Annotated in this window: 26 protein-coding genes; 14 read left to right on the top strand and 12 right to left on the bottom strand. The window is 60.8% G+C overall.

Annotation, left to right across the window (positions count from 1 at the left end; all coding sequences use genetic code 11):
* The first annotated feature begins 206 nt into the window (after positions 1-206).
* Positions 207-671: a TerB family tellurite resistance protein gene (locus tag ASG47_RS09295; RefSeq protein ID WP_061908446.1), complete on the top strand. Its 465-nt coding sequence runs from the start codon at positions 207-209 to the stop codon at positions 669-671.
* On the opposite strand, the gene ASG47_RS09290 is transcribed toward ASG47_RS09295, so the two are convergent.
* Positions 665-1,213, bottom strand: a complete 549-nt coding sequence (locus tag ASG47_RS09290) for a hypothetical protein (protein WP_061908445.1) — start codon at positions 1,211-1,213, stop codon at positions 665-667. The two genes, ASG47_RS09295 and ASG47_RS09290, sit on opposite strands and share 7 nt — an antisense overlap.
* Before the next feature lie 208 nt (positions 1,214-1,421).
* Between ASG47_RS09290 and ppa the strand changes: the two genes are divergently transcribed.
* Together ppa and ASG47_RS09280 are read left to right on the top strand one after the other, a co-directional pair.
* The gene (gene ppa / locus ASG47_RS09285; RefSeq protein WP_061908444.1) at positions 1,422-1,955 is read left to right on the top strand and encodes an inorganic diphosphatase; all 534 of its coding nucleotides are present in this window, start codon (positions 1,422-1,424) and stop codon (positions 1,953-1,955) included.
* A gap of 229 nt (positions 1,956-2,184) precedes the next feature.
* The gene (locus ASG47_RS09280) at positions 2,185-2,622 is read left to right on the top strand and encodes a MarR family winged helix-turn-helix transcriptional regulator (protein WP_061908443.1); all 438 of its coding nucleotides are present in this window, start codon (positions 2,185-2,187) and stop codon (positions 2,620-2,622) included.
* Positions 2,623-2,715: 93 nt separating this feature from the next.
* Here ASG47_RS09280 and ASG47_RS09275 read toward each other — a convergent pair whose 3' ends face one another.
* Entirely contained in the window at positions 2,716-3,348 is a 633-nt protein-coding gene (locus ASG47_RS09275) for an NAD(P)H-dependent oxidoreductase (RefSeq protein ID WP_061908442.1), read from the bottom strand.
* Positions 3,349-3,835: 487 nt separating this feature from the next.
* On the opposite strand from ASG47_RS09275, the gene typA reads away from it, so the two are divergent.
* The 5 genes from typA (at position 3,836) to ASG47_RS09250 (ending at position 9,567) form a co-directional block, all read left to right on the top strand.
* On the top strand, positions 3,836-5,650 hold the full coding sequence (typA, locus tag ASG47_RS09270) for a translational GTPase TypA (RefSeq protein ID WP_061908441.1): 1,815 nt from the start codon (positions 3,836-3,838) through the stop codon (positions 5,648-5,650).
* Positions 5,651-5,736: 86 nt separating this feature from the next.
* Positions 5,737-6,345: a DedA family protein gene (locus tag ASG47_RS09265; protein WP_061908440.1), complete on the top strand. Its 609-nt coding sequence runs from the start codon at positions 5,737-5,739 to the stop codon at positions 6,343-6,345.
* A 285-nt stretch (positions 6,346-6,630) separates the two neighbouring features.
* Positions 6,631-6,933: a YggT family protein gene (locus tag ASG47_RS09260; protein WP_061908439.1), complete on the top strand. Its 303-nt coding sequence runs from the start codon at positions 6,631-6,633 to the stop codon at positions 6,931-6,933.
* A 28-nt stretch (positions 6,934-6,961) separates the two neighbouring features.
* Positions 6,962-7,234, top strand: coding sequence for a DUF167 family protein (locus tag ASG47_RS09255; RefSeq protein WP_156464043.1), 273 nt, complete (start codon positions 6,962-6,964; stop codon positions 7,232-7,234).
* 191 nt (positions 7,235-7,425) lie between these two features.
* Positions 7,426-9,567 carry a sodium-translocating pyrophosphatase gene (locus tag ASG47_RS09250; RefSeq protein WP_061908437.1) on the top strand — a complete coding sequence of 714 codons (2,142 nt, stop codon included), beginning with the start codon at positions 7,426-7,428 and terminating at the stop codon, positions 9,565-9,567.
* A gap of 232 nt (positions 9,568-9,799) precedes the next feature.
* Here ASG47_RS09250 and ASG47_RS09245 read toward each other — a convergent pair whose 3' ends face one another.
* The 3 genes from ASG47_RS09245 to ASG47_RS09235 form a co-directional block, all read right to left on the bottom strand.
* On the bottom strand, positions 9,800-10,768 hold the full coding sequence (locus tag ASG47_RS09245) for a hypothetical protein (RefSeq protein ID WP_061908436.1): 969 nt from the start codon (positions 10,766-10,768) through the stop codon (positions 9,800-9,802).
* A 552-nt stretch (positions 10,769-11,320) separates the two neighbouring features.
* Positions 11,321-13,438, bottom strand: a complete 2,118-nt coding sequence (locus tag ASG47_RS09240; protein WP_061908435.1) for an EAL domain-containing protein — start codon at positions 13,436-13,438, stop codon at positions 11,321-11,323.
* Positions 13,439-13,545: 107 nt separating this feature from the next.
* A complete protein-coding gene (locus ASG47_RS09235; protein WP_061908434.1) occupies positions 13,546-14,166 on the bottom strand; it encodes a phosphotransferase-like protein in 621 nt (206 codons plus the stop codon).
* A 117-nt stretch (positions 14,167-14,283) separates the two neighbouring features.
* Between ASG47_RS09235 and ASG47_RS09230 the strand changes: the two genes are divergently transcribed.
* Positions 14,284-14,931: a LysE family translocator gene (locus tag ASG47_RS09230; RefSeq protein ID WP_061908433.1), complete on the top strand. Its 648-nt coding sequence runs from the start codon at positions 14,284-14,286 to the stop codon at positions 14,929-14,931.
* Positions 14,928-15,776: a 23S rRNA (adenine(2030)-N(6))-methyltransferase RlmJ gene (locus ASG47_RS09225; RefSeq protein WP_061908432.1), complete on the top strand. Its 849-nt coding sequence runs from the start codon at positions 14,928-14,930 to the stop codon at positions 15,774-15,776. The genes ASG47_RS09230 and ASG47_RS09225 overlap by 4 nt, the downstream gene beginning before the upstream one ends.
* A gap of 26 nt (positions 15,777-15,802) precedes the next feature.
* Here ASG47_RS09225 and ASG47_RS09220 read toward each other — a convergent pair whose 3' ends face one another.
* The 5 genes from ASG47_RS09220 to ccmA are packed head-to-tail and all read right to left on the bottom strand — an operon-like array spanning position 15,803 to position 18,582.
* Positions 15,803-16,336: a DsbE family thiol:disulfide interchange protein gene (locus ASG47_RS09220; RefSeq protein WP_061908431.1), complete on the bottom strand. Its 534-nt coding sequence runs from the start codon at positions 16,334-16,336 to the stop codon at positions 15,803-15,805.
* Positions 16,337-16,339: 3 nt separating this feature from the next.
* On the bottom strand, positions 16,340-16,492 hold the full coding sequence (ccmD, locus tag ASG47_RS20245; RefSeq protein ID WP_082511653.1) for a heme exporter protein CcmD: 153 nt from the start codon (positions 16,490-16,492) through the stop codon (positions 16,340-16,342).
* A complete protein-coding gene (locus ASG47_RS09215; protein WP_082511652.1) occupies positions 16,489-17,250 on the bottom strand; it encodes a heme ABC transporter permease in 762 nt (253 codons plus the stop codon). Before ASG47_RS09215 ends, ccmD begins: the two co-directional genes overlap by 4 nt.
* Positions 17,251-17,293: 43 nt before the next feature.
* A complete protein-coding gene (gene ccmB, locus ASG47_RS09210) occupies positions 17,294-17,959 on the bottom strand; it encodes a heme exporter protein CcmB (RefSeq protein WP_061908430.1) in 666 nt (221 codons plus the stop codon).
* Complete coding sequence (gene ccmA / locus ASG47_RS09205; protein ID WP_061908429.1) at positions 17,956-18,582, bottom strand: heme ABC exporter ATP-binding protein CcmA; 627 nt, start codon at positions 18,580-18,582, stop codon at positions 17,956-17,958. Before ccmA ends, ccmB begins: the two co-directional genes overlap by 4 nt.
* Before the next feature lie 156 nt (positions 18,583-18,738).
* On the opposite strand from ccmA, the gene acnA reads away from it, so the two are divergent.
* From acnA to ASG47_RS09185, 4 genes are all read left to right on the top strand, one after another.
* Positions 18,739-21,423: an aconitate hydratase AcnA gene (acnA, locus tag ASG47_RS09200; RefSeq protein WP_061908428.1), complete on the top strand. Its 2,685-nt coding sequence runs from the start codon at positions 18,739-18,741 to the stop codon at positions 21,421-21,423.
* Between the two features lie 128 nt (positions 21,424-21,551).
* Complete coding sequence (locus tag ASG47_RS09195) at positions 21,552-22,289, top strand: DUF1223 domain-containing protein (protein ID WP_061908427.1); 738 nt, start codon at positions 21,552-21,554, stop codon at positions 22,287-22,289.
* Between the two features lie 347 nt (positions 22,290-22,636).
* Positions 22,637-23,047, top strand: coding sequence for a DUF2794 domain-containing protein (locus ASG47_RS09190; RefSeq protein WP_082461193.1), 411 nt, complete (start codon positions 22,637-22,639; stop codon positions 23,045-23,047).
* A complete protein-coding gene (locus tag ASG47_RS09185; protein ID WP_061908426.1) occupies positions 23,044-23,559 on the top strand; it encodes a GNAT family N-acetyltransferase in 516 nt (171 codons plus the stop codon). Before ASG47_RS09190 ends, ASG47_RS09185 begins: the two co-directional genes overlap by 4 nt.
* 175 nt (positions 23,560-23,734) lie before the next feature.
* Here ASG47_RS09185 and ASG47_RS09180 read toward each other — a convergent pair whose 3' ends face one another.
* Positions 23,735-24,232 (bottom strand): GNAT family N-acetyltransferase, encoded by a 498-nt coding sequence (locus tag ASG47_RS09180; protein WP_061908425.1) that lies wholly within the window; start codon positions 24,230-24,232, stop codon positions 23,735-23,737.
* Between the two features lie 97 nt (positions 24,233-24,329).
* Positions 24,330-25,100, bottom strand: a complete 771-nt coding sequence (locus ASG47_RS09175; protein ID WP_061908424.1) for a Bax inhibitor-1/YccA family protein — start codon at positions 25,098-25,100, stop codon at positions 24,330-24,332.
* Positions 25,101-25,115: the final 15 nt, after the last annotated feature.

Below are 25,115 nucleotides of genomic sequence, written 5' to 3'. Positions count from 1 at the left end.
CATGGTGACTCAAGCCAGAACAAGAGTCGAGTCCCTTTTCGGTTCCGTGTGGAGGAATCAGTGTGGCCAAGCTGCATCAGGCCGGGTCAAGAGCACCTCGGGCCCAAATCTCATCATTGAGGGAACCAAGGTTCTGCCTCAGTCTTTCCCCGCTGGCTCCCGCCACATCGTCCTGATTCTTTTTCCCCGGCAAGAGGCGTGCTGCCATGTTCGAGGCCCTGACCCGTCTGTTTGGCAAGACCGAGCAATCGTCGGACCCCAATGATCCAAAGCTCTCCGTTGCTGCACTCCTCGTGCATCTGGCGGCGGTCGATGGCTCGATGAAGGATGAGGAGCGCCAGGTTATTCGTGGCGCCTTGATGGATCACTATGATCTCGACGAGCCAAGCGTCGATCGCCTCATCAAACAGGCCGCCTTGCGCGATGCCGAGGCGGTGGATTTTTATCACTTCACCTCGGGCATTACCCGCTTGTCGATGGAAGACCGGATCGAGATCATCCGCATAATGTGGACCGTGGTCTTTGCCGACAAAGAGAATCACGAGCTCGAAGACAATATGGTCTGGCGCATTGCCGAACTGATCGGCGTTTCGAGCCGCGACCGCACCGTGTTGCGCAACCAGGTCCGCGGACAGAAAAAGGCCGAGACCGAGGATGAATCCGCTCAATAGGCGGTAAACTTGCCGATCACTTCGGGCTCGTCGGTGGCGCAGTTGAAGTCGCCGGCCTTGTCGGCTGCGGCCCGCGCCAGTTCATTGGCATTGGGATTGGCCAGCGCATCGACATAGGCGATGTGACAGGAATTGCCTTCGGCGATCTGGGTCACGGCCAGGACCTGACCCTTGTCTTCTCCGGTCACCGTATCGGCCGTGCTGTAGCGTACGATGGTGGCGATGGGGAAAAAGTAACCCTTGGCATTGGAAAGGCGCCATTCGAGCTTGTTGCCGAGATTGTTGAAGGGCGGCAGGGTTTGCGCGCCGTTCGAACTTTCATCGGGGTTGAACCCATAGCCGATGGAAAAGCGCAGATCCCCTTCCTGCACTTTTACCGGAAACCCCTTATAGCCCGGACAGGCCCAGCTCGCGCCAAAGTCGTCGGCTTCGAGCACGAGGCATTGGTCGATATCGAGATCGGTATAGGCGCTGGTCATGCCCGATTGGGCAAAAGCGGGGCTGGCGCAGAGCGTCAGGGCGAGCAGAAGGGGATACCGCATTGGATCAAGCGTCCTCGTTGGCCTTGGCCGCTACATTGACCCAACCATTGTGCGCAAAACAAGATGAACCCGGCCTGAGCGCTTTTCCCGTTTACCCCAAGCGGGGGAAGCCTTCGCCTTGGCAGTTTTCCGGCTTGCCTTTGCCCGCCTTTGTCGGGCAGAACCCCACTCGTTCAGCTTTCCCCCGACGAACCGGACATTCAGCCAAATGAACATCGACGCCATTCCGACCGGCAAGAACGTGCCCGACGACCTCAATGTCATCATCGAAGTCCCCTTGGGCGGCGAGCCGATCAAGTATGAAATCGACAAGGATAGCGGCGCATTGTTTGTCGATCGCTTCCTCTATACGCCGATGCGTTACCCCGGCAATTACGGCTTCGTGCCCCATACGCTCTGTGGCGATGGCGATCCGCTCGACGTCATCGTGATGAATTCGCGCCCCCTCGTGCCCGGCGCCGTGGTGCGCTCGCGCCCGGTCGGCGTCTTGTTCATGGAAGACGATGGCGGCCAGGACGAAAAGATCATCGCCGTGCCGGTCAGCAAGCTCACGCGCATGTATGACAACATCAAGGATATCGAGGATTTCCCCGAAATCCAGCTTGAGCGCGTGAAGCATTTCTTCACCCACTACAAGGATCTCGAGCCCGGCAAGTGGGCCAAGATCGACCGGATCGGTAACCTCGCCGATGCACGCAAGGTGATCCTCGACTCCATCGAGATGGCCAAGAACTCCAAGTAATTTTTTGCAATTTGGGCGGGGCTTTGGTCCCGCCCCTTTTGTTTGGTCACCACCATCACTACACACTCGCATGTCACCCCGGCCTTGAGCCGGGGCCCATCCCGAGATCTCAAGATGGATCCCGGCTCAAGGCCGGGATGACAGCCACTGTCGCACTATCCACCCCGCAAGCCGCTTGCCCAAATCAGCCGCTCGCGCCTAAATGGCAAAAATCCTGAGTAGGCTCAGTATGTCGCAACGCAGTGTCGTCGATCAACTCAGCTGGGCCGCCCGTCTTTTGACGCGCGAGCGCGAAATCATGCTCGCGCCGATCGGGCTCAATCCCGCCTATGTGCCGGTCCTCCTGGCGCTCTCATCGGGCGGCGCGCATACGCCAAAGGCGCTGTCCCAGGCCGCCGAAGTCGAACAGCCCACCATGACCGCCACCATCCAGCGCATGGAGCGCGATGGTCTCGTCACCCGCAAAGCCAATCCCGACGATGGCCGCAGCGCCCTCATCGTCCTGACCCAAAATGGCTATGACCACATCGCCGACATGGACCGGGCCCTCGGCGCCCTCAACGAGCTCCTGCTCGAACAGTTCACCACCGCCGAGCGCGGCCAATTTCTGGAACTGCTGGGCCGCGTGGTCGCCGTGCTGGAAGTCCAGACGGGCCGGGCGGGGTAGGGGCGCGAAGCTGCATTTTGTTCAGCGCAAAATGCTGTCGCAAAATTCCAAAATGATCACCCTCATGCAGCGCACGAGGGTGATGCGTGGGGATCAGGCGAGTTCAGTTACGAAATTTTCGGTCGGGCGGCGGATCTTTTTAAGCCCGAGAAGCCAGTCACCTTCTTCGGCGCGATAGCCGAGCGGCAGGATGCAGACCGAGCGCAGGCCCTGTGCGGAAAGGCCGAGGATTTCGTCGAATTGGGCGGGGTCAAAGCCTTCCATCGGCGTCGCATCCACGCCTTCGAAAGCGGCCTGCGCGATCGACATGCCAAAGCCGATATAGGCCTGGCGCGCTGCGTGCTCGAAATTGGTCTGGGCATCGCGCGGCACATATGTCGCCTTGAGGCGCTCATAATAGGCGCTGAGGGTGTCGCTGCTCGCGCCGCGCTCGGCGACGGTCAGCGCCAGCATCTGGTCGATGCGCTCGGCGGTGTAATTATCCCAGGCGGCGAACACCAGAACGGCGGAGCCGTCGGTCAACTGCGCCTGGTCATAGGCGGCAGCGCGCAGTTTGGCGCGCACTTCGGGATTGGTCACGACGATGACCTGGAACGGCTGCAGGCCGCTCGAGGTAGGGGCAAGGCGCGCCGCTTCGACGATGCGGTCGACCTTGTCGGCAGCGACGGTCTTGGACGCATCCATCTTCTTGGTGGCATAGCGCCAGTTCAGTTTTTCAAGCAACATTTATCAAATTCCTAGAACGCGCGGCGCCGAACAGGCCTCGGAGGCAAGGCATCTGCAGGCAACCGCACGCCGCTACTTAGGGATCGCCATCCCAACGGCAAGAAGGCACCAAAAGCATACCGCTAGAGGCCAAACCGGTTCAGGGAGCATGGTTCAAAAGCGCTCTTCCACGTGCCCGCCAATGATGGCTCTGGCGGCAAACATCCGGCAGAAAGGCTGATTCCTCGGGCTTTTTACGAAGAATGGCGGTGGAATTTTCGCGTCATCAGCTCAGGGGCGCGACGCCGCTGATGAGCCTCAACCCGCCCATTCCCCGCGCGCGCATTCCGGCCCTGCACCGGGAGCGCTTGTGAAAGGCGCGCTTTTTCTATATGGACCGCAGCGAAATGCGCCAGTTTGCCCTCTATGCAACTGGCGCTTCCTGTTTCCCGCATGATTTGGCCGTTCGCCTCGCTGCCGCTGGACCATGCCCAACGCCCCGGTGCCCATGTCCCTGCGCAATATTGCCATCATCGCTCACGTTGACCACGGTAAGACGACCCTGATCGACGTTCTTCTCAAGCAGTCCGGTTCTTTCCGCGAAAACGAGCGCGTTGAAGAACGCGCCATGGACAGCAACGATATCGAGCGTGAGCGCGGTATCACCATTCTTGCCAAGGTGACCTCGCTCCTTTGGAAAGATACCCGCATCAATATCGTCGATACGCCCGGCCACGCCGACTTCGGCGGTGAAGTCGAGCGCATCCTCTCCATGGTGGATGGCGTGGTCATCCTCGTCGACGCCGCTGAAGGCCCGATGCCGCAGACCAAGTTCGTGCTCGGCAAGGCGCTGGCCCAGGGCCTCCGTCCGATCGTTGCGATCAACAAGATCGACAAGTCCGACGAGCGCCACCTCGAAGTGCTCGAAGAAATCTTCGATCTCTTCATCGCCCTCGACGCTTCGCCGGAACAGCTCGATTTTCCGGTTCTCTACGGTTCGGCCAAGCAGGGCTGGATGGCTATGGAGCCGGAAGGTCCGAAGGAAAATCTTGGGCCCCTCCTCGACAAGGTTGTCGAACACGTGCCGGAGCCCAGCGTCGAAGAAGGCGCGTTCCGCATGCTGGTCACCACCATTGAGCGCAACCCGTTCCTCGGCCGCATCCTGACCGGCCGCATCACCTCGGGCACCGTCAAGGCCAACGACCCCATCCACACGCTCAACCGTGAAGGCAAGGAAGTCGAAAAGGGCCGCGTTTCCAAGGTTCTCGCCTTCCGTGGCCTCGAACGCACTCCGGTCGATATTGGCGAAGCCGGCGACATCGTCGCTATTGCCGGTCTCGTCACCTCGACCGTGGCCGATACGCTTTGCGCCACCTCGGTGACGAAGCCCATCGCTGCTAAGCCGATCGATCCCCCGACCCTCTCGGTCACCTTCCGCATCAATGACGGCCCGCTGGCCGGCCGCGAAGGCGACAAGGTGCAGTCCCGCGTTATCCGTGAACGCCTGATGCGCGAAGCCGAAGGCAATGTCGCCATCAAGGTGACCCCGGGCGACGACAACGACAGCTATGACGTTGCCGGCCGCGGCGAACTTCAGCTCGCCGTTCTCATCGAAAACATGCGCCGCGAAGGCTTTGAGCTGACCATCGGTCGCCCAAAAGTCCTGATGCAGGATATCGATGGCGTCCGTCACGAGCCGATCGAAGAAGTCATCATCGACGTCGATGACGAATTCACCGGTGCCGTCGTCCAGAAGCTCACCGAGCGCAAGGGCGAACTGACCGATATGCGTCCATCCGGCGTTGGCCGTACCCGCATTCAGCTCCTCGTCCCGACCCGTTCGCTGATCGGCTACCAGCCCGAACTTCTATCGGACACCCGCGGCACGGCCATCTTCAACCGCCTGTTCCACTCCTTCGTCCCGTTCAAGGGCGAACTGCCCGGCCGTCGCACCGGCGTTCTGATCTCGAACGGCACCGGCCAGTCCGTCGCCTTCGCGCTCTGGAACCTCGAAGATCGCGGCCCGATCATGATCGACGCTGGCGTCGACATCTATGAAGGCATGATCGTCGGCGAGCATTCTCGTGAGAACGACCTCGAGGTCAACGCGCTCAAGGGCAAGCAGCTCACCAATATCCGCACGACCTCCAAGGACGAAGCGGTGCGCCTGACGACCCCGAAGAAGCTGACCCTCGAACAGTCGCTCGGCTATATCGCCGAAGACGAATATGTCGAAGTGACGCCCAAATCGATCCGCCTGCGCAAGATCTGGCTCGATCCGAACGATCGCAAGCGCATGAGCCGCGCCTCGAAGTCGGCCTGATTGTTCAAGGGCCCCGCGGAAACGCCGGGGCCCTTTTTTTGCCCCTCACATCCTCTAACTGGCCTGAAACCCAAGGAGATTGCCGCATGACCGATTGGATTATCCAGACCATTTCCGAACTCGGATATTTGGGGATATTCCTCGTCATGCTGGCTGAATCGATCTTTCCGCCGATTCCGTCGGAGCTGATCATTCCCTTTGCCGGCTTTGCCGCCGCCAATGGCGATCTCAACCTTTTCGGCGTGCTGTTCACCGCGACCCTCGGCGCCGTCGTCGGCATGCTCCCCTGGTATTATGCCGGGCGCATTTTCGGGCTCGAGCGGGTCCGGACCCTCGCCGATCGCTTTGGCCGCGTCATGGCCTTCAATGCCGATGAGATCGATGTCGCCGTGAAATGGTTCACCCGCTTTGGGCCCATCATTGTGCTCTTTGGCCGCCTGATCCCCTTGATCCGCACGCTGATTTCCATTCCTGCCGGCCTTTCGCGCATGAGCCTGCCGGTCTTTCTCCTCGCCTCGACCACCGGCGCCTTGATCTGGAACACCTTCCTCACCCTTTCGGGCTACATCCTCCACGAACATTACGACGCCATCGAAGTCGTGCTCGATCCCCTGAGCTATATCGTCCTCGGTCTCGTCGTCGTGCTCTACCTCGTCAAGGTCGCGACCTGGAAGCCAAGCCGCGCGCGCGTCTGAATTCGCATTTTGCAAAGCCGCTTCGCAATTTGCGAGGCGCGCCTCCTCGCAAAAAGCCAATATTCATAAGACCTTAATATCTGACCCCGGTTTTGCTGACCCCGCCATCTGGCACGCTTCGTGCAATAGAGTGGGCGTCCGGATCCTCGTACTGCTTACCGGATAGTCAGTCATTTGGGCCCTGCATCGCTTGCCCGGTGCGGGGCTCTGACTTTTGAGGGGGCGCCCTTGTGAGTCGGGGACTAACCCACTAGATAAATCGGACCTTTTCTCGCGGAGACGCCAATGCGCGCCGTTCTCGATATCATCCTGATCCTCCTCCAGCTCTATTGGTGGGTCCTGCTCATCATGATCATCATGAGCTGGCTGATTTCGTTCAACGTCATCAATACCCGCAACCAGTTCGTCGAAGCGGTCTGGCGCGTGCTCAATCAGATGACGGACCCGGTGCTCCGGCCAATCCGCCGCATGCTGCCCAATTTCTCGGGCCTCGACCTCTCCCCGCTGGTCGCCTTCCTCCTGATCTTCTTCATCCAGTCGATCATCGGCTATTATATCTATCCCGCCGTGGTTCGTGCCGGCATCTAGCCCCTTTCGCCCGACGCCGGAGGGATTCTTGGTATCTCTCCGCGTCACGCCCAATGCCGGGCGCGATTGCCTGGACGGCATAGAACAGCGCGATGATGGCACCGCCGTCCTCCGCCTCCGCGTGTCGGCCGTGCCCGACAAAGGCAAGGCCAACGCCGCCGTCCTGGCGCTCCTCGCCAAATCCCTCAGCATTTCCAAATCCAGCCTCACCCTGGTCAGCGGCGAACTTTCGCGCTTCAAGACCGTGCATGTGGTCGGGGACATCGACATTCTGGTCTCGCGCCTCAGCACTCTCGGATAGGGCCCAGAAGCGCCCGCGACAAACCGTCACACTTTCCAATTGCTTAACTCCCCAATCGCGCTAAGCTGACCCTTGGGAGGAGGTCCGCCGGAGGGCGGTTGCGGACCGGACACGGGGCAAAGCAAAATCCCCAAAAGAGCTGGCCAAGGCCGCGGCGGGTCTCGAATCTTATCATTCGAGGAACGTGTTTCATGGATCTGGCACTTTGGCTGATCGTCGCCTGCGGCGGTCTGTCTATCGTTTATGGCGTCGTCACCACTCAAAGCCTTCTCAAGGCTGATGCGGGCTCGGCGCGTATGCAGGAAATCTCCGCCGCCGTGCGCGAAGGCGCTTCGGCCTATCTCAAACGCCAATATACCACCATCGCCATTGTCGGCGTGGTCATCCTGATTGCCGCCTGGCTCCTGCTTGGCGTCCATGCCGCCATCGGCTTTTTGATCGGTGCCGTGCTTTCGGGCGCCGCCGGCTTTATCGGCATGAATGTCTCGGTCCGCGCCAATGTGCGCGTCGCCCAGGCCGCTATTTCCTCGCTCGGCAAGGGGCTCGATCTCGCCTTCAAGTCCGGCGCGGTCACGGGCCTGCTCGTTGCCGGCCTCGGTCTTCTGGGCGTCACGCTCTACTTCATCATCCTCACAGCCATGGGCAATGCGCCCACGAGCCGCGTGGTCATCGATTCCCTCGTCGCTCTCTCCTTCGGGGCTTCGCTGATTTCCATCTTCGCCCGTCTTGGCGGTGGCATCTTCACCAAGGGTGCAGACGTCGGCGGCGATATGGTGGGCAAGGTCGAAGCCGGTATTCCCGAGGACGATCCGCGCAACCCGGCCACCATCGCCGACAATGTGGGTGACAATGTCGGCGATTGCGCCGGCATGGCCGCCGATCTCTTCGAAACCTATGTGGTGACCATCGTCGCCACCATGGTTCTCGCCGCGATCATCCTGCCCGAGGCCCTCAAGCTTACCGGCATGGTGCTGCCCCTCGCTATCAGTGGCGCCTGCGTCATTACCTCGATCATCGGCACCTATTTCGTCAAATTGGGCGCCGACCACAACATCATGGGCGCGCTCTATAAGGGCGTGATCGCGACCGGCGTCCTCTCGCTCGTCGTGCTGCTACCGGTGCTCTGGCTCCTCTTCGGCGACATGAACCTGCCAATCGAAACGGCGGCAAAAACCTTTACGCCCTGGAGCCTCTTCTGGTGCGGGGTCACCGGCCTAGTCATCACCGGGCTGATCATCGTCATCACCGAATACTACACCGGCACCAATCGGCGCCCGGTCAATTCCATCGCCGAAGCCTCGGTCACCGGCCATGGCACCAATGTCATCCAGGGACTTGCCGTGTCCCTGGAATCGACAGCCCTGCCGGCCCTCGTGATCATTGCCGGCATTATCGTCACCTTCTCGCTCGCCGGCCTCTTCGGTATCGCGGTGGCCGTTGCCACCATGCTGGCCCTGGCCGGTATCATCGTCGCGCTCGACGCTTTCGGGCCGGTCACAGACAATGCCGGCGGCATCGCCGAAATGGCCGGTCTCGACAAGGAAGTGCGCCACAATACCGACGCGCTCGATGCGGTGGGCAATACGACCAAGGCCGTCACCAAGGGCTATGCCATCGGTTCGGCCGGCCTCGGAGCCCTCGTGCTCTTTGCCGCCTATACGCAGGACCTGATCTATTTCTCGTCCTTGTCCGATGCCCCGGCCATCTTTGCCGGCATGGGCTCGCTCACCTTCTCGCTGGCCGACCCCTATGTCGTCGTCGGCCTTCTCTTCGGTGGTCTCCTGCCATTCCTCTTCGGGGGCATGTCGATGACCGCGGTGGGCCGCGCGGCCCAGTCGGTCGTCGTCGAAGTGCGCCGCCAGTTCAAGGAAAAGCCGGGCATCATGGCCGGCACCGACAAGCCCGATTATGGCCGGGCCGTCGATATGCTCACCAAGGCCGCGATACGGGAAATGATCGTCCCCTCGCTCCTGCCGGTGCTCTCGCCGATCCTCGTCTTCGTCATCATCAACTGGATCGCCGGCCCCGCCGCTGGCTTCTCAGCCCTCGGCGCCATGCTGATGGGTGTCATCGTCACCGGCCTCTTCGTCGCCATCTCCATGACCGCCGGCGGCGGCGCCTGGGACAATGCCAAGAAGAGTTTTGAAGACGGTTTCACCGACTCCCACGGCGTGAAGCACTACAAGGGCTCAGACGCCCACAAGGCTTCAGTCACCGGCGACACCGTCGGCGACCCCTACAAGGACACGGCCGGCCCGGCCGTCAATCCGATGATCAAGATCACCAATATCGTGGCACTGCTGTTGTTGGCTGTGCTCGCGCATATGGGCTGACGAGACGTAGTCTCGACTGAATTGAAGAAGGCCCGGGAGCAATCCCGGGCCTTTTTCTCTATCGGCTTATGCACCGCAACTCATCCGCTCCCGAGATGTCATCCCGGCGAAAGCCGGGACCCATCTTGAGATTGAGGGATGGGACCTGGGTCGAGCCGGGGGTGACGATGGAGAGTGGAAAGGGTCGGTGAAGCCCCTGAAGACGGAAGGTGGGATCTCAGACCTATTCAAGTCAGTCACGATCAAGAGCATTTCCGTGATACGCGCATAGTCCAGAGTGATCTGGCGAGACGTTTTCGGAGTTGAGTGCGGTGTAGCACACCGCGCACTCGCCCAATTTTTCATTACACCAAACGCACGCGGATAGATCGTAGCCGTTCACATAAGTTGTCAGACCGCACTCCGGGCAGACACCAAGCGGTGGAGAGGCACCCTCTTTTGCAGCAACGTATGCTTCCACTTCGAAGTAGGCGCCCAAACTATACTCGACTAAATCCTCGGCCTGAATCTGTTTACCGCAGCGTTGGCACTCAGAGTCCATGGCTTGGTGGTCAGAGTTTTCCGGCTTTATTTGCAATACGAGGGACGAGCCGCAATCTGAGCATCGTCTGTCAATTTGCGGCAGAAGATCGTCCTGCCAAACGATTTTAGAGAACGATTTCAGGCATTTCTCGTAGGCAATCTGGTGCATTTCCTGGACATCAAGCATTACTACCCAGCTTTCGCCTAATATTTCTACCGGCGACAAACCAAGATACTCAATCACCTGCGACACAAAGGGAAACGAGCGCGCGATAGCTTCCCTAACGGCCATTTCAGTGTGTGGATTTGACCCGTGCTCGATGTCGTTACGGATCCGCCCTAGATCGCTGACCAACTTGATATCCGCTGCAATGCCGAAGTCCGCCAATCGCTCGCCAATTTTGGAGAACTCAACTGTTGAGCGGCCTACCGGAACAGGTTTGATTCCTCCTCGGCCGTTAGGAATGACCTTCACGTTAGAAGAAATTATTGTTGCCACATCTGCTTTGGGCGCGGCTTTCATTAGTGCAGCTTTGGCAAGTAGGAGAACACCCGAGAAGTAATTCCTCGCCGCGGAAGTCGCGCGCCTCGGATCGTTGGCGCGATAATCTTCAATACCCAAAATAATCGACTCAACGGCATTCGAAAGAATGGCATCAATCGGCGTTGATTTTTTCATCTTCTACAATCCGGGTGGCCTTATTGGCTTTCTAACTGCTGCGTATCGGGCGCTCAAGAAACTTATCCCCGCCCCCTCCTCCCCGTTCTAAAATCCAAAAATTCCCCGCATGGGACGGAGTCGAGACGGACGGCTGCGGGGATGCTGATCGCGCGGGACCGTAACCGCGTGGGTTCTGGGATTGGCCGCCACGCGACGAGCGATCAAAGTGGCGCTGTGAATCCTGTCCAAAAAGTCAGCGCCCCGAGGCGGTTTCGTCTCATTTTTTTCAATCACTCAGGGGCGCAGGCGCCTCGGGGCCCGTTCCAAATGCATAAACCTGCCGCGGCGACGCGGGCAGGGCAGGGGCGTTGACTATTAGGCTGTTGGGCGCTGAGTTAGTCACGCGCTCCGTTTACACCCTCCCCTTGATGGGGAGGGGTGACGGCACGCGCGAAGTCCGTGGCTCACTCACCCCCTCCCGGCCTCCCCCATCTAGGGGGAGGTGTCGAGCTGGTGGTTGGGGCAAATCTGGGAGTTTTCGCAGTCCAATGTTCCAAGAAGCCCCAAAAACTAAGAGGCTTTGGCGATCTCCACCGCAGTGTGCAGCAAATCCAGCAGGTCTTCGCCGGAAACCGGAGGCGAGAACAGATAGCCCTGCACTTCGGAGACGCCGTGGGCGCGGACGAGACTGAGTTGCTCTTCGGTTTCGACGCCCTCGGCGGTGGTCGACATCCCGAGCGACTGGCCAAGGCCAATGACGGCGCGGATGATGGCCTGGCTATCGGCGCGGCTCGCGAGATCGCGCATGAAGGAGCGGTCGATCTTGATCTTGTCGAAGGGAAAACTGCGAAGATAGGAGAGCGATGAATAGCCGGTGCCAAAGTCGTCCATGCAGATGCGCACGCCCATGGCGCGCAATTCGTGGAGCGCCTTGAGCGTCGATTCGCTATCGCCGAGGAGCAGGCTTTCAGTGATCTCGAGTTCGAGCCGGGCGGGATCGAGCTTGGCCCCCGTCAGCGCGCGGCGCACCTGGGCCACGAGATCACGCTGGCGGAATTGTACCGGCGAGAGATTGACGGCGACGCGCACATGGCCCGGCCAGGTCGCGGCGGCGGCGCAGGCTTCGTTGAGCACCCATTGACCGATGGCGGCGATCAGCCCTGTTTCCTCGGCCACGGGGATGAATTCAGTCGGCGAAACCGTGCGCCCCTCAAAATCCCAGCGCAGCAGCGCCTCGACGCAGGTGATCTGGTTTTCGCGCAGGCCCAGGAGCGGCTGATAGACGAGACGGAATTCGTCCCGCCCGAGCGCCATGCGCAGCCCGGCTTCGATCAGGCGGCGCTGCTGCAGTTCGGCATCCATGCCGGCTTCGAAGAAATGATAGGTCGAGCGGCCTTCGCTCTTGGCCTTATAGAGCGCGAGGTCGGCATTTTTAACGAGCGTATCGGTATCGAGCCCGTCGCCCGGGCCAACGGCAATGCCGACACTGGCGCCGATTTCGATCTGCTGGCCCTTGATGTTCATCGGTGCGCCCATGGCCTTGATGATCCGATCGGCCACCCGGGCCGCCGCATCGGCGCTGTCGATCGGCTGCAGCAGCAGCGCAAATTCGTCGCCGCCGAGCCGGGCGAGCAGATCGCTTTCGCGCGTCGTGCCCCAGAGCCGCACGGCCGCCTGCTTGATCACTTCGTCGCCCACGGCATGGCCGAGCGTGTCGTTTACGGCTTTGAAATGGTCGAGATCGATATAGAGCACGGCCGCCATTTCGCCGCGCTGCAGGCCCGCTTCGGTGCGCGCCATCTGCTCGAGAAATTCGATGCGATTGGGCAGGTCGGTCAGGGCATCGTGCCGCGCCAGATGGTGGATGCGCGCTTCGTTCTGCCGCTGCTCGGTAATGTCCTCATGGGTCGAAACCCAGCCACCATCCTTCATCGGATGGTGCTGCATCAGGATGATGCGGTTGTTCAGTTCGTGGATGTTCTTGCCATATTCGTTCTTGGCAATCACTTCGCGGCGCCAGGTGATGTACTCCTCGCGGCTGCCGCTGCCGCCCGCGCTCATGCCTTCGTCGAACAGATGCCCGAGAATGACTTCAAGCTGCGTGCCGGGGCGAAGATAGCTGATCGGCAGATTGTAGATGCGGGCATAGGGCTCGTTGCAGATCACGAGGCGCCCCTTGGCATCCATCATGCACAGTCCGATGGGAATGTTATTCACGGCCGCATCGAGCCGGATATTCTGCCGCTCGAGTTCGAGCTTGCGCTTCTGCACCGTTTCGGACTGGAGGAGTTCGTCGGTAATGTCTTCGTGGGTCACCACCCAGCCGAGGTTCTCGGTATAGACATGGGCGGTTTCAACGATCCGCCCGCCATGCACTTCTTCATGGTTCTTGCTGCGCGCGCCGCTGCGATTGGCCAGAAGCTCGCTCGAATAGCTCTCATAAAAGGCGTCGGGGCTCTGGCCGGGATGATTGCCCAGCTTGTGGGAGAGGTGAACCACCTCTTCAAGCGTCATGCCCTTTTGGATGGCATTTGCCGAAAAGCCGTAGAATTCGCGATAGTGCTTGTTCCACATGACGAGGCGGAACTGCGGAGACCAGACGCAAAAGCCATAGGGGATGTTTTCGAGCGCAGCATCGAGCAGCAAGGCGTCGGCAACGGCCGCTGCATTGATGTCCACACCCACCATCGAGTCCCCCACTCACGGCCCAAACATGACGTTTTGGTGAAGCTAATCATCGCCGCTTAACGCGGACTTAAATCGATGACACGAAGACTTTTTGGGCCCTCATATGTTCAGACTGTGCTAAGCCGCGTCAAGGCCGGAACTGCTGGCGGGTCTTTAAGGACTGCGGCAATGCGCGCCGCGCCGTCCTCGGGCGTCAATGCGCCCATGTCGAGCCGCAGGTCATAGTCCCGGCCTTCATGCACGGCCCTCTGCCAGCGAAGCACGGGTGGCGGTGGGGTTTCTCCACCTAGATAGGTCCCGCCGATCGAATTGGGCGCAGCATTGCGCCGGCGCATGATTTCTTCGATTGGACAGTCGATGCCGATGAAAAGCGGGTGCAGGGCCCCAAGTCTTCGGGCCGCCCGAGGCAAAATGCCGAGTGGGGTCGAATAATCCTCGTGCATGCCGAGGTCGGCTATGATGTCGAACCCGGCGTCTGCCGAGGTGCCAATGGTGTCGAAGAGCAGTTCATAAAGCCGCACGACAGTAGGCTCGAGATCGGGCCGTTCGCCCCCTGGCCTGAGGCCAATGCCGGGCAGGAGATGGGGCGGCAGGCTCGCCATCTGGCTATCGACGCCAAGATTGAGCCAGCTGCCGGGCACATCTTTCTGGATCGCCCGGACCAGCGAGGATTTCCCCGAACGCGGCGCGCCGTTGAGAATGACGATTTTTGGGATGCGATCGCTCATGGCATGGTTTTAGGCGATATTGCCTTGGTGTGCAGCCCGATTTCCCACGCGTTTCGGCCAAGGCTGTTCAGCCTCTCGCGTTAGTGCGATAGGGAAAGCAGAAAAACCGAGCGCGCCATGCCCAGCTTCGTCCCCGATCTCTCCGTGATTTTGACCTTCGCCCTCGCGGGCTTCGTCCTTGCGGTGACGCCGGGGCCAGATATGGCGCTCTTTGTGTCACGGACGATGAATTTTGGCCGCGCCCACGGCTTTGCCGCCGTCCTTGGCACCAGCACGGGCATTGCGGTCCACACCGCCCTCGTCGCCTTCGGCATTTCGGTGCTGATCGTCGCTGCGCCTGCCGCCTTCTGGGCGCTGAAAATCGTCGGCGCGCTCTATCTGGTCTGGCTCGCCATCCAGGCCATTCGCTCCGGCGGTGGCCTCCTCGTCCCCAAGGCTGGCGGCAAGACCCCGAGCCTGATCCAGAGCTATTTTACCGGCCTTGCCATCAATCTCACCAATCCCAAGGTGGCGCTGTTTTTCGTAACCTTCCTGCCGCAGTTCATCTCGGCAGATGATCCAGCGGCGGCGAGCAAGCTCCTCTTCCTCGGCGTTGAATTCATCGTTGTCTCGCTGCCGGTCGTCATTGCCACGGTGCTCTTTGCCGAATGGCTGACCCGGACGCTGCGCGACAATATCTGGGTGTCGCGCGCGCTCAATTGGAGCTTTGCCACCGTCTTCCTCGCCTTCGCCGCCACCATACTCCTCGCCGAGGGCCGCAAGTGAATTACCGCCACGTCTTTCACGCCGGCAATTTTGCCGATGTGGTCAAGCACACCATCCTTACCCGCATCCTGACCTATCTGATGCGCAAGGATGCGCCGTTTCGCGTCATCGATACCCATGCCGGGGTCGGGCTCTATGACCTCAAAGGTCCAGCCGCGGCCAAGACCGGCGAATGGGTCGATGGCATTGGCCGACTGATGGGCCGCAAACTGCCCGATGACGCCACTGCGCTCCTCGCGCCCTATCTCGACGCAATCCGCGCCCAGAACACCGATGGCAATCTGCGGTTCTATCCCGGCTCGCCGCTGATCACGCGCACGCTGCTCCGTCCCCAGGACCGGCTGATGGCGCTCGAACTGCATCCACAGGATGTCGATATCCTGCGTGAAAATTTTGCGGGCGATTTCCAGGTCCGCGTCACCCATGTCGATGGCTGGCAGGCGCTCGGCACCCATCTGCCGCCCAAGGAAAAGCGCGGCCTCGTTCTCATCGATCCGCCCTTCGAAGAGCGCGGCGAGTTCGCCCGCATGGTCGAAAGCCTGATCAAGGCCCACAAGCGCTGGCCCGGCGGGCTTTATGCGCTCTGGTACCCGATCAAGGACCCAGAGGACGTCGCCGATTTCGTCGATATGCTCGCAGAATCAGGCATCTCTAAAATCCTCCGGCTCGAGCTGAAAATCCGCGCCGCCTCGCTGCCGCCGCGTCTTCATGGAACGGGCATGATTATCGTCAACCCGCCCTTCGTGCTCGAAGAGGAAATGCGGGTACTTATGCCGCTCCTCGCCGAAGTGCTGAGCGACGAGCAGCGTGGAAGCTGGAAAGTGGATTGGATCGCTGGCGAATAAAGGACGCTATGGCGCCATAAGAGCGCCTAGAGCCGCGCCTTGTCCAGCGCAGGCATTACTTCGCGCTCGATCGATTCTGCGCTCAGCGGTCCGACGTGCTTGAAAACGATGGTGCCGTTCCTGTCGACGATGAATGTCTCCGGCACGCCATAGACACCCCAATCGATCGATACGCGCCGGTCGCGATCCGCTCCTATGGCGTCATAGGGATTACCAAGTTCAGCGAGAAACGCTCGCGCATTCTCCGGCGCATCGGAATGATTGATGCCAAAGAGCCTGACGCCGGTCTCCGCCTTCAGCGCTTCGAGCAGCGGATGTTCGTCGCGGCAGGGGATGCACCACGAGGCGAAAACGTTGACGAGCGTCGGCTCGCCCTTGAGCGAAGCGGTGTCGAAACCTGGCACAGTCATCCCGTCGACCGCCGCAAGACTGAACTGCGGCGCCGGCTTATCGATCAGCACCGAGCGCACAAGGTTCGGGTCGCGATCCATCGACATGGCGAACACGCCGATCAGCCCGACGAGCAAAAGGAGAGGAACAGCGAAGAGAAATTTTCTCATGTCTCAAGCGTCCGCCCTGGTGTCGCCGAGCTCGGCAAGCCGGCGCTTGGTGGCGCGGGCGGAAAACACCGTCCAGCCGATGAGCGCAGAGACGCCCAAGAACACCCCGATATAGGCCGAGACAATGAATTCGGCATGTTCGCCAAGACCGATCATCGTGTCTCTCCCCGTGCGGCGCGGCGTTCGAGCGTCGCGATGCGGCGGCGGCGCACTTCGGTATGCATGGCGGTCAGTTGCAGGGTGATGAAGAGGAAGGTGAAGGCAAAGAACATGACGAAAAGTGGGGTCAGGATCGAGCCGGGCATGGTCGGGCCATCGGGCCGGAAGACGCTCGCCGGCTGATGCAGCGTCGACCACCAGTCGACCGAGAATTTGATGATCGGAATGTTGACCGCGCCGACAAGGGTAAAGACCGCGACGACACGCGCGGCGCGGAGCTGGTCGTCAAAGGCGCGCCAGAGCGCAACGATGCCGAGATAGATGAAAAGGAGGACGAGCGTCGACGTCATCCGCCCGTCCCATTCCCAGAACGTGCCCCAGGTCGGGCGGCCCCAGAGCGAGCCGGTAAAAAGCGCCATGGCGGTAAAGGCGGCGCCGAGTGGGGCAGCGGTCTTCATCGACACATCGGCCATGGGGTGGCGCCAGACGAGCGAACCGATCGCCGAGACGGCCATGGTGGCATAGACGAATTGGCTGAGCCAGGCGGTCGGCACATGCACATACATGATGCGCACAGTGTCCCCCATCTGATAGTCGGCCGGCGAATTGAAGAAGGCGAACCAGAGCCCGGCGGCAAAGAGCAGGGCGGTCAGCGCCGTCAGCGGCAGAATGAGGGGCTTGGTGAGGATGACGAACTGGCCGGGATGGGCCAATCGGTTCCACCAGCTCATCTTGGGGGTCGTATCGATGCTCATGCCTACCGGGGCTCTCTGGTCATGTAGCCGTTTGCCAAGACGCTTAGTCTTCGCCCCAATCTATCGCAAGGGCCGCGGCGAAGGGAGTGAGCGCGACAACCATGAGACTGAGTGCCGCAAGGAGGAGCGTGGCCACCCCGGTCTGCCCCGGCCCGCCGCTCGCCGAAATGGCTCCGACGCCAAAGATCAGCACGGGCATGGAGAGCGGCGCGATGAGGATTGGCGCGATCAGCCCCCCATGCCGCGTCGCCACGGTCAGCGCGGCCCCGAGCGCCCCAAAACCGGCCAAAGCCGGCGTTCCGATCAGCAGCGAAACCAGCGTGCGCCAAAAGGTCGGCAGGTCCATCGAGAGCAGCAGCGCCAGAATGGGCGAAGCAAGGATCAGCGGCAGCGCTGCGGTCAGCCAATGGGCAATCACTTTTGCGGCAACGACGGCCGATAGCGGCGTATCCGCAAGCCGATAAAGCCCCAACGTGCCGTCCGCCCGATCCGGCCCAAAAAGCTTTTCGAGCCCCATCAACATAGCGAGGAACGCCGCGATCCAGACGATCCCCGGCGCAATCCCTGCCAGTAGCACCTTGTCCGGCCCGACGGCAAAGGGCACGATGGCGCCCACGATGACGAAAAACAGCACCAGCGTCAGCATCTCGCCGCCACCACGAAGGCTCAGGCTCAACTCGCGCCGCAGGACTGAAACAAAGCCACTCATACCCTGCCTCCAAGATCGAGGACGGCGAGGTTTTCAACGGCAATGGCATCATGGCTGGCGATGACGGCCAGGCCGCCGCTCGCGAGGTGCTCGGTAATCAGCCCAGCCAAAAGCTTCTGCCCATCGGCATCGAGCGCCGAAGTCGGCTCATCAAGCAGCCAGACCGGCCGCGCCGAAACCAGCAACCGCGCCAGTGCCAGACGCCTTTGCTGCCCCGCTGAAAGATAGCCCGCATCGGATTTCGCCTGCCGTCCCAGCCCCACGCGCTCCAGCGCCTCAACCGGCGTCAGCGCCGCACTGCCGTTGATAGCCTGCCAAAATTGCAAGCTCTCGATGACGGTGAGCCTTGGCCGAATAGCATTCTTGTGCCCGCAATGGTGAAAGGCCGGCCCAAAATCCTCGTCATAGCCTTCGAGCGTCACCGTCCCGCTCAGCGCTGGAAGTAGCCCCGCGAGCGTAAAAAGCAGCGTCGATTTTCCCGCGCCATTGGGCCCGCGCAGCAAAAGCCCCGTTCCTGCCGGCACGGACAGGGAAAGATCCTGCGCCAAAATAGTCTCGCCGCGACCCACGCTCAGCGCGAAAGTCTTAAGGCAGAGTGAGGGCTGGACTTGCCGTTGCGTCATGGCCCCATCTGGTATTGAAGCGAAGGTAAGACTGGCAAGCAGTTTTCTGATTGATTATAAGCCGACGAGATTAGAGTCATTCCAGCAAAGAGCGGCTAGAACCGGCGGCCCCCATTGCAGCCGGACAGCACGTTTCAGCAGCAAAGGGCGGAGCACGTGGCCTCACTAGACAGCTTCAAGTCGAAGTCGACCCTAACGGTCGGTGGCAAGACCTACACCTATTATTCCATTGCCGAAGCCGAAAAGAACGGTTTGCAGGGCGTTTCCAAGCTCCCCGGCTCGATGAAGGTGGTGCTCGAAAACCTCCTCCGCTTTGAAGACAACCGGACGGTGAAGAAGGAAGACATCCTCGCTATCGCCGAATGGCTCGTCAGCCGCACGTCCGAATACGAAATCCAGTATCGCCCGGCCCGCGTCCTCATGCAGGACTTTACCGGCGTTCCCGCCGTCGTCGATCTCGCCGCCATGCGCGACGCGACCGCCAAGCTCGGCGCCAATCCGCAGAAGATCAATCCGCTTGTGCCCGTCGATCTCGTCATCGACCACTCGGTCATGGTCGACAATTTCGGCACCCCGCTCGCCTTCGAGCAGAATGTCGAGCTCGAATATGAGCGCAATGGCGAACGCTACGAGTTCCTGCGTTGGGGCCAGTCGGCCTTCGACAATTTCCGTGTCGTTCCTCCCGGCACCGGCATCTGCCACCAGGTGAACCTCGAATATCTGGCCCAGACCGTCTGGACCAAGGACGAAGACGGCGAAACCGTCGCCTATCCCGATACGCTCGTCGGCACCGACTCGCACACGACCATGGTCAACGGCATGGCCGTTCTCGGCTGGGGCGTCGGCGGCATCGAAGCTGAGGCCGCCATGCTTGGCCAGCCGATCACCATGCTGATCCCCGAAGTCGTCGGCTTCAAGCTGACCGGCAAGATCAATGAAGGCATCACCGCGACCGACCTCGTGCTGACGGTCACCGAAATGCTGCGCAAGAAGGGCGTCGTCGGCAAGTTCGTCGAATTCTATGGCCCGGGCCTTGATTACCTCAGCCTCGAAGACCAGGCGACCATCGCCAATATGGCCCCCGAATATGGCGCGACCTGCGGCTATTTCCCGGTCGATGCCGATACGCTCAAATTCCTCTCGACGACCGGCCGCGATGCCGATCGCGTCGCGCTCGTCGAAGCCTATTCCAAGGCTCAGGGCATGTTCCGCACGACGGAAACCGAGGACCCGACCTTCACCTCGACCCTCGAACTCGACCTCTCGACGGTCGTTCCCTCCCTTTCCGGCCCGAAGCGTCCACAGGATCGCGTCGCCCTCAAGGACGTGACCCCCTCCTTCGCCAAGGCGCTGCCAGACCTGGCTGCCGGCCGTGGCGATATCGCTCCGGGTGCTCAGTTCCCGGTCAAGGGTGCCGATTACGAAGTCGGCGACGGCTCGGTCGTCATCGCCGCCATCACCTCGTGCACCAACACGTCCAACCCATCGGTTCTGGTCGCTGCCGGTCTCGTTGCCCGCAAGGCCCGCGCCCTCGGCCTCAATTCCAAGCCATGGGTCAAGACCTCGCTCGCCCCCGGCTCGCAGGTCGTCACCGACTACCTGACCGCCGCCGGCCTCCAGGCTGATCTCGATGCCATCGGCTTCAACCTTGTCGGCTATGGCTGCACCACCTGCATCGGTAATTCCGGTCCCCTCCCGCAGCCGATTTCCGACACGATCAACGAGAACAAGCTCGTTGCCGCCTCGGTCCTCTCGGGCAACCGCAATTTTGAAGGCCGCGTGAACCCCGACGTGCGCGCCAACTACCTCGCGTCCCCGCCGCTGGTCGTTGCCTATGCGCTCCTCGGCACGCTCAATGTCGACATCACCACCGAACCGCTCGGCACCGGCTCGAACGGTCAGCCGGTCTATCTGAGGGATATCTGGCCCTCCAACCACGAGATCGCCGAGATCGTCCGCCAGCACGTCAATGCCGACATGTTCCGCAAGCGCTACTCGGACGTCTTCAAGGGCGACGAGCACTGGCAGGGCATCGCTGTCGAAGGCAGCGAGACCTATGGCTGGAACAGCTCCTCGACCTATGTGCAGAACCCGCCATATTTCGAAGAACTCACCATGGAGCCCAAGCCCGTCACCGACGTGGTCTCGGCCCGCGTGCTCGCGCTCTTCCTTGACTCGATCACCACCGACCACATCTCTCCGGCCGGTTCGTTCAAGTCGGGCACTCCAGCGGGCAAGTATCTGATCGAACGCCAGGTTGCGCCCAAGGACTTCAACTCCTATGGCGCCCGTCGCGGCAATCATGAAGTCATGATGCGCGGCACCTTTGCCAATATCCGCATCAAGAACATGATGCTCGATGGCGTCGAAGGCGGTTACACCAAGGGTCCGGATGGCTCGCAGATGGCCATCTACGACGCCGCCATGGCCTATCAGGCGAAGAACACCCCGCTCGTGATCTTTGCCGGCAAGGAATACGGCACCGGCTCCTCGCGTGACTGGGCCGCCAAGGGCACCAACCTTCTCGGCGTCAAGGCTGTCATTGCGCAGAGCTTCGAGCGTATCCACCGCTCGAACCTCGTCGGCATGGGCGTCATCCCGCTGCAGTTCAAGGATGGCGAAAGCTGGCAGACCCTCGGCCTTGATGGCACCGAAACCGTCGATATCGCCGGCGTCGAAACCATCGAGCCGCGCGCCACGGTCACCGTCAAGATCACCCGTGCCGATGGCTCGGTGCTCAATGTCGAAACCCGTTGCCGCATCGATACCGCCAACGAACTCGACTATTTCAAGAATGGCGGCATCCTGCATTACGTGCTGCGCAGCCTCGTCGCCGCGTAAATCACGGGTACGACACGGTTTCAAATGGCGGCCCGCAAGGCCGCCATTTACTTTTGGGCCAAGAATCTCTGCCGTCTCACCCGGTTTTGACTAGGCAGGCTTGATCGCCTCAGCCTACAACCTTGCCCATGATCGCTCGTCCCCTCTCCGGCCTTCTCCTGGCCCTCGTCGCCCATGTCGTTTTTTCCAGCTCCGCCATGGCGGAAACGCTGCATATTACGCCCAAGGCGGTGGTCGAGCTTTTTACCAGCCAAGGCTGTTCCTCCTGTCCGCCAGCCGATGCCATGCTGACGGCATTGGCCGATCGGGACGATGTCGTGGCGCTCGCCTACCACGTCGACTATTGGGACTATGTCGGCTGGAAGGACACGTTTGCGCAGGAGGCCTTTTCCGATCGCCAGCGCGCCTATGCCAAGAGCTGGGGGTCTTCTCGCATCTATACCCCGCAAATGGTGGTCAATGGCGCCAAGGCGGTGGTCGGCTCGCGCCGGCATGAAGTCCAGCAGGCGGTCGAGCGCGCGTCGCTGCCGCTTGCGGTCGACATGACGCTGAGCGGGGACATGCTCAAGGTCGCCGTGCCGGCCAAGCCCGATCTCTCCGATGCCGTGGTCTGGCTCGTCACCTTCAAGAACCGCGCTGACGTCAAGATCGAGACCGGCGACAATGCCGGCAAGTCCATGGTCTATACCCAGGTGGTCACCGGCCGTCAGGTTCTGGGCATGTGGGAAAGCGAAAGCGGCGCGGAGCTGAAAATCCCGCTTGGCGAAGTTTTGGGTGACGCCAATACCGGCATTGCCATCGTCGTGCAGCAGGAGCGCGGCGGCATGCCCGGCTCCATCCTCGCTGCCGCCGCCTACGAGCCCTGATCCCAGAAGACACCGGCACAAAAAGAAACGCCTGCTCCGGGGGCATGGAGCAGGCGTGACTGACAGGTCAGTTAAGGAGGCTGGCAACCGAACGTCTTAGTTTGGGGGCTCGGTCGGTCCGATTGCCAGCCGCTGGAGGCAATGGTTGAAACATGCCGGGCCAATGGGGCGCCACAAAGGACGAATCATGGCTGAAATTGGGTTTTTGAAGCCCCTTGCCATGGCCTGAGATTGTGACAACATGACTACAGCCTGTCTCCTGAAAGTGGGTACCGGTTTCAGGGGGCAGACAGGCGCTAAAGAGAAAGCGAATGCGCACTGAGCGACTTCTTGAGGTCGCGGCGCGCATGAGCGATGACATAACCCCCGGAGGTCCCGTGCAGGGTCGTCAGCCAAATGAAGCCGGCTTGTCGCTGGTGCATGTCGGTGAGCCCGCCAACCAGCCCGCTCGTCCCGTTCAACCCATCGTTGCCTTTGACCGCCGCGAACTGATGCAGATCCTGGCCGTCTATGGCCGCAAGGTCGGGGCAGGGGAGTGGCGCGACTACGCCATGGACTTTTTGAAAGATCGCGCGCTTTTCTCCATCTACGCCCGCGTCTCCGAACGCCCGCTCTATGTGGTCGAGAAAAATCCAAAACTCCGCGCCAAGCAGGGCCAATACCTGATCACCAACCAGCAAGGCCGGATCCTCAAGCGCGGCCATGACCTGAGCCAGGTCTTGCGCGTGCTCGATCCCGATCTCGCCGTGGTTGGATGAGCATAAACATCCGCCGCGCCATACTGGCTGACGTGCCGGCGATGAGCCGCGTCCTTATCGACTCGATCACCGAACTCTGCGTTACCGATCACCGGGACGACGAAAAAGCGCTCGCCGCCTGGACGGCCAACAAGTCCGAAGCGGGTGTCGCGAAAACCGTGGCCAATCCGAACCTACGCGTCTTCGTCGCTGAACTTGACGGCGAGATTGCCGCCGTCGGCGCCGTGGATACCAGCGGCAAGATCGGTCTCAACTACGTCGCCCCCAGTGCGCGCTTCCGCGGCGTCAGCAAGGCACTGCTGCATCGGTTGGAGCAGGAACTTCTGGCCCTCGGTTTTGAGGAAGGCCATCTCGAAGCTACAGAAACCGCACGGCGCTTCTATCGCAGCGCCGGCTGGCTCGAAAACGGCCCGCAAGCCACCGGCCGCACCGTCAACGGCTATCCAATGCGGAAACTTCTAACCCAATCAGGCTCGCGCCCTTGGGCAGCCCCTGAGACAAGGACTCTCTAATCCCGGTTCTACCGTCATTGCCCGGCTTGTCCGGGCAATCCATCTCGCCTCCCCATGGACCATCCGGACGAGCCGGGTGGTGAGGCCGACGCAAGTTCATCCGTCGGGTAGACCAGCCCCCAATCCAGAGAAATCAGCCGCTGTCATCCCGTCTTCAGACGGGGTGACAATCGCGTCAAAGCGCCTTCTGCAGATGCACGATATCGTGCCAGCGGTCGAATTTGAGGCCGACGGATTTATAATAGCCCACGCGCTCGAAGCCGAACTTTTCGTGGATGGCGATCGAATTGGCCGTGTCCGCCGTGATCACCGCTAACATCTGCTTGAAACCATGCTCCTTCGATTGCGCCAGCAGTTCGGTCAGCATGGCCTTGCCGAGGCCCTTGCCGGTTTCCGCAGGGTCGAGATAGAGCGAATCTTCGCAGGTAAACCGATAGGCGGCGCGAGGGCGATAAAAGCTCGCATAGGCATAGCCGAGCACTTTTTCCGCGCCCTCGGCGATGATTACCGGATGCCCGAGCTTCAAAAGCCCCGCATATTTTTCGGCGATCGCCTCCTCGCCCGGCGCTTCGGTATCGAAGGTGATGGCGGTGTGGTCGACATAGTGCCGGTAAATACGGGTAATGGCGGGAACGTCGGACCAGGCGAAGGGGCGGAGAGAGAAATCGGACATGAGCGTGCACAAAGAAAAGGACCGCAGCCTTTGTAAGCTGCGGTCCGAATTTTCGTCCAACCATTTTCCTTGATTGTTCGATCAAGGAACCTGCTGATTACTCGCGATTGCCGAAGAGGCGGAGGAGCATCATGAAGAGGTTGATGAAGTCGAGGTAAAGCGAGAGAGCACCCATGATGGCGTTCTTGGCCATCGCCTCGGCGCCGTAGGCGGACGAGTAGCTTTCCTTGATCTTCTGCGTGTCATAGGCGGTCAGGCCCGTGAAGATCAGCACGCCAACAACCGAGATGATGAATTCCATCATCGAGGACTGCATGAAGATATTGACGATCGAGGCGATGATGATACCGATCAGGCCCATCATCAGGAAGTTGCCCATGCCGGTGAGGTCACGCTTTGTGGTGTAGCCATAAAGGCTCATCGCGCCGAAGGTAGCGGCAGTGATGAAGAACACCTTGGCGATCGACGCATCGGTATAAACGAGGAAGATCGACGACAGCGAGAGCCCCATAACGGCCGCGAAGGCCCAGAAGACGCCCTGTGCCGCGGTCACGCTCAGCTTGTTGATACCAAAGCTCAGCACCATCACGAAGGCCAGAGGCGCAAGCATCACGACCCACTGCAGCGGGCTGGCATAGAGCAGCGCACCCCACTGGGTGACGAGCTGCCCGTTGGCGAGCTCACCAACAGCGGCGTTGGGATCGGTGGTGATGGCGGCAGCAGCCGCAAAGTAGGCAGCAACGCCGGTGACGACGAGGCCGAGGCCCATGTAATTGTAAACGCGCAGCATGTAGCTGCGTAGGCCCTCGTCGATGGCCGCGGCCGAGCCGGCCCGCGCACCGAGGGTCTGACGGTCATATTCAGCCATTCTCATTCCCTTTCA

It is taken from the genome of Devosia sp. Leaf420, from assembly GCF_001425445.1.
Classification (GTDB): Bacteria; Pseudomonadota; Alphaproteobacteria; order Rhizobiales; family Devosiaceae; genus Devosia.
This window is presented reverse-complemented; position numbering and strand designations above follow the sequence as displayed.

Bases quoted from the DNA above. Each gene is read 5' to 3' on its own strand.
- ASG47_RS09295 (WP_061908446.1), top strand. From the start codon at position 207: ATGTTCGAGGCCCTGACCCGTCTGTTTGGCAAGACCGAGCAATCGTCG.
- ASG47_RS09290 (WP_061908445.1), bottom strand. From the start codon at position 1,213: ATGCGGTATCCCCTTCTGCTCGCCCTGACGCTCTGCGCCAGCCCCGCT.
- ppa (WP_061908444.1), top strand. From the start codon at position 1,422: ATGAACATCGACGCCATTCCGACCGGCAAGAACGTGCCCGACGACCTC.
- ASG47_RS09280 (WP_061908443.1), top strand. From the start codon at position 2,185: ATGTCGCAACGCAGTGTCGTCGATCAACTCAGCTGGGCCGCCCGTCTT.
- ASG47_RS09275 (WP_061908442.1), bottom strand. From the start codon at position 3,348: ATGTTGCTTGAAAAACTGAACTGGCGCTATGCCACCAAGAAGATGGAT.
- typA (WP_061908441.1), top strand. From the start codon at position 3,836: ATGTCCCTGCGCAATATTGCCATCATCGCTCACGTTGACCACGGTAAG.
- ASG47_RS09265 (WP_061908440.1), top strand. From the start codon at position 5,737: ATGACCGATTGGATTATCCAGACCATTTCCGAACTCGGATATTTGGGG.
- ASG47_RS09260 (WP_061908439.1), top strand. From the start codon at position 6,631: ATGCGCGCCGTTCTCGATATCATCCTGATCCTCCTCCAGCTCTATTGG.
- ASG47_RS09250 (WP_061908437.1), top strand. From the start codon at position 7,426: ATGGATCTGGCACTTTGGCTGATCGTCGCCTGCGGCGGTCTGTCTATC.
- ASG47_RS09245 (WP_061908436.1), bottom strand. From the start codon at position 10,768: ATGAAAAAATCAACGCCGATTGATGCCATTCTTTCGAATGCCGTTGAG.
- ASG47_RS09240 (WP_061908435.1), bottom strand. From the start codon at position 13,438: ATGGTGGGTGTGGACATCAATGCAGCGGCCGTTGCCGACGCCTTGCTG.
- ASG47_RS09235 (WP_061908434.1), bottom strand. From the start codon at position 14,166: ATGAGCGATCGCATCCCAAAAATCGTCATTCTCAACGGCGCGCCGCGT.
- ASG47_RS09230 (WP_061908433.1), top strand. From the start codon at position 14,284: ATGCCCAGCTTCGTCCCCGATCTCTCCGTGATTTTGACCTTCGCCCTC.
- ASG47_RS09220 (WP_061908431.1), bottom strand. From the start codon at position 16,336: ATGAGAAAATTTCTCTTCGCTGTTCCTCTCCTTTTGCTCGTCGGGCTG.
- ccmD (WP_082511653.1), bottom strand. From the start codon at position 16,492: ATGATCGGTCTTGGCGAACATGCCGAATTCATTGTCTCGGCCTATATC.
- ASG47_RS09215 (WP_082511652.1), bottom strand. From the start codon at position 17,250: ATGAGCATCGATACGACCCCCAAGATGAGCTGGTGGAACCGATTGGCC.
- ccmB (WP_061908430.1), bottom strand. From the start codon at position 17,959: ATGAGTGGCTTTGTTTCAGTCCTGCGGCGCGAGTTGAGCCTGAGCCTT.
- ccmA (WP_061908429.1), bottom strand. From the start codon at position 18,582: ATGACGCAACGGCAAGTCCAGCCCTCACTCTGCCTTAAGACTTTCGCG.
- ASG47_RS09195 (WP_061908427.1), top strand. From the start codon at position 21,552: ATGATCGCTCGTCCCCTCTCCGGCCTTCTCCTGGCCCTCGTCGCCCAT.
- ASG47_RS09190 (WP_082461193.1), top strand. From the start codon at position 22,637: ATGAGCGATGACATAACCCCCGGAGGTCCCGTGCAGGGTCGTCAGCCA.
- ASG47_RS09185 (WP_061908426.1), top strand. From the start codon at position 23,044: ATGAGCATAAACATCCGCCGCGCCATACTGGCTGACGTGCCGGCGATG.
- ASG47_RS09180 (WP_061908425.1), bottom strand. From the start codon at position 24,232: ATGTCCGATTTCTCTCTCCGCCCCTTCGCCTGGTCCGACGTTCCCGCC.
- ASG47_RS09175 (WP_061908424.1), bottom strand. From the start codon at position 25,100: ATGGCTGAATATGACCGTCAGACCCTCGGTGCGCGGGCCGGCTCGGCC.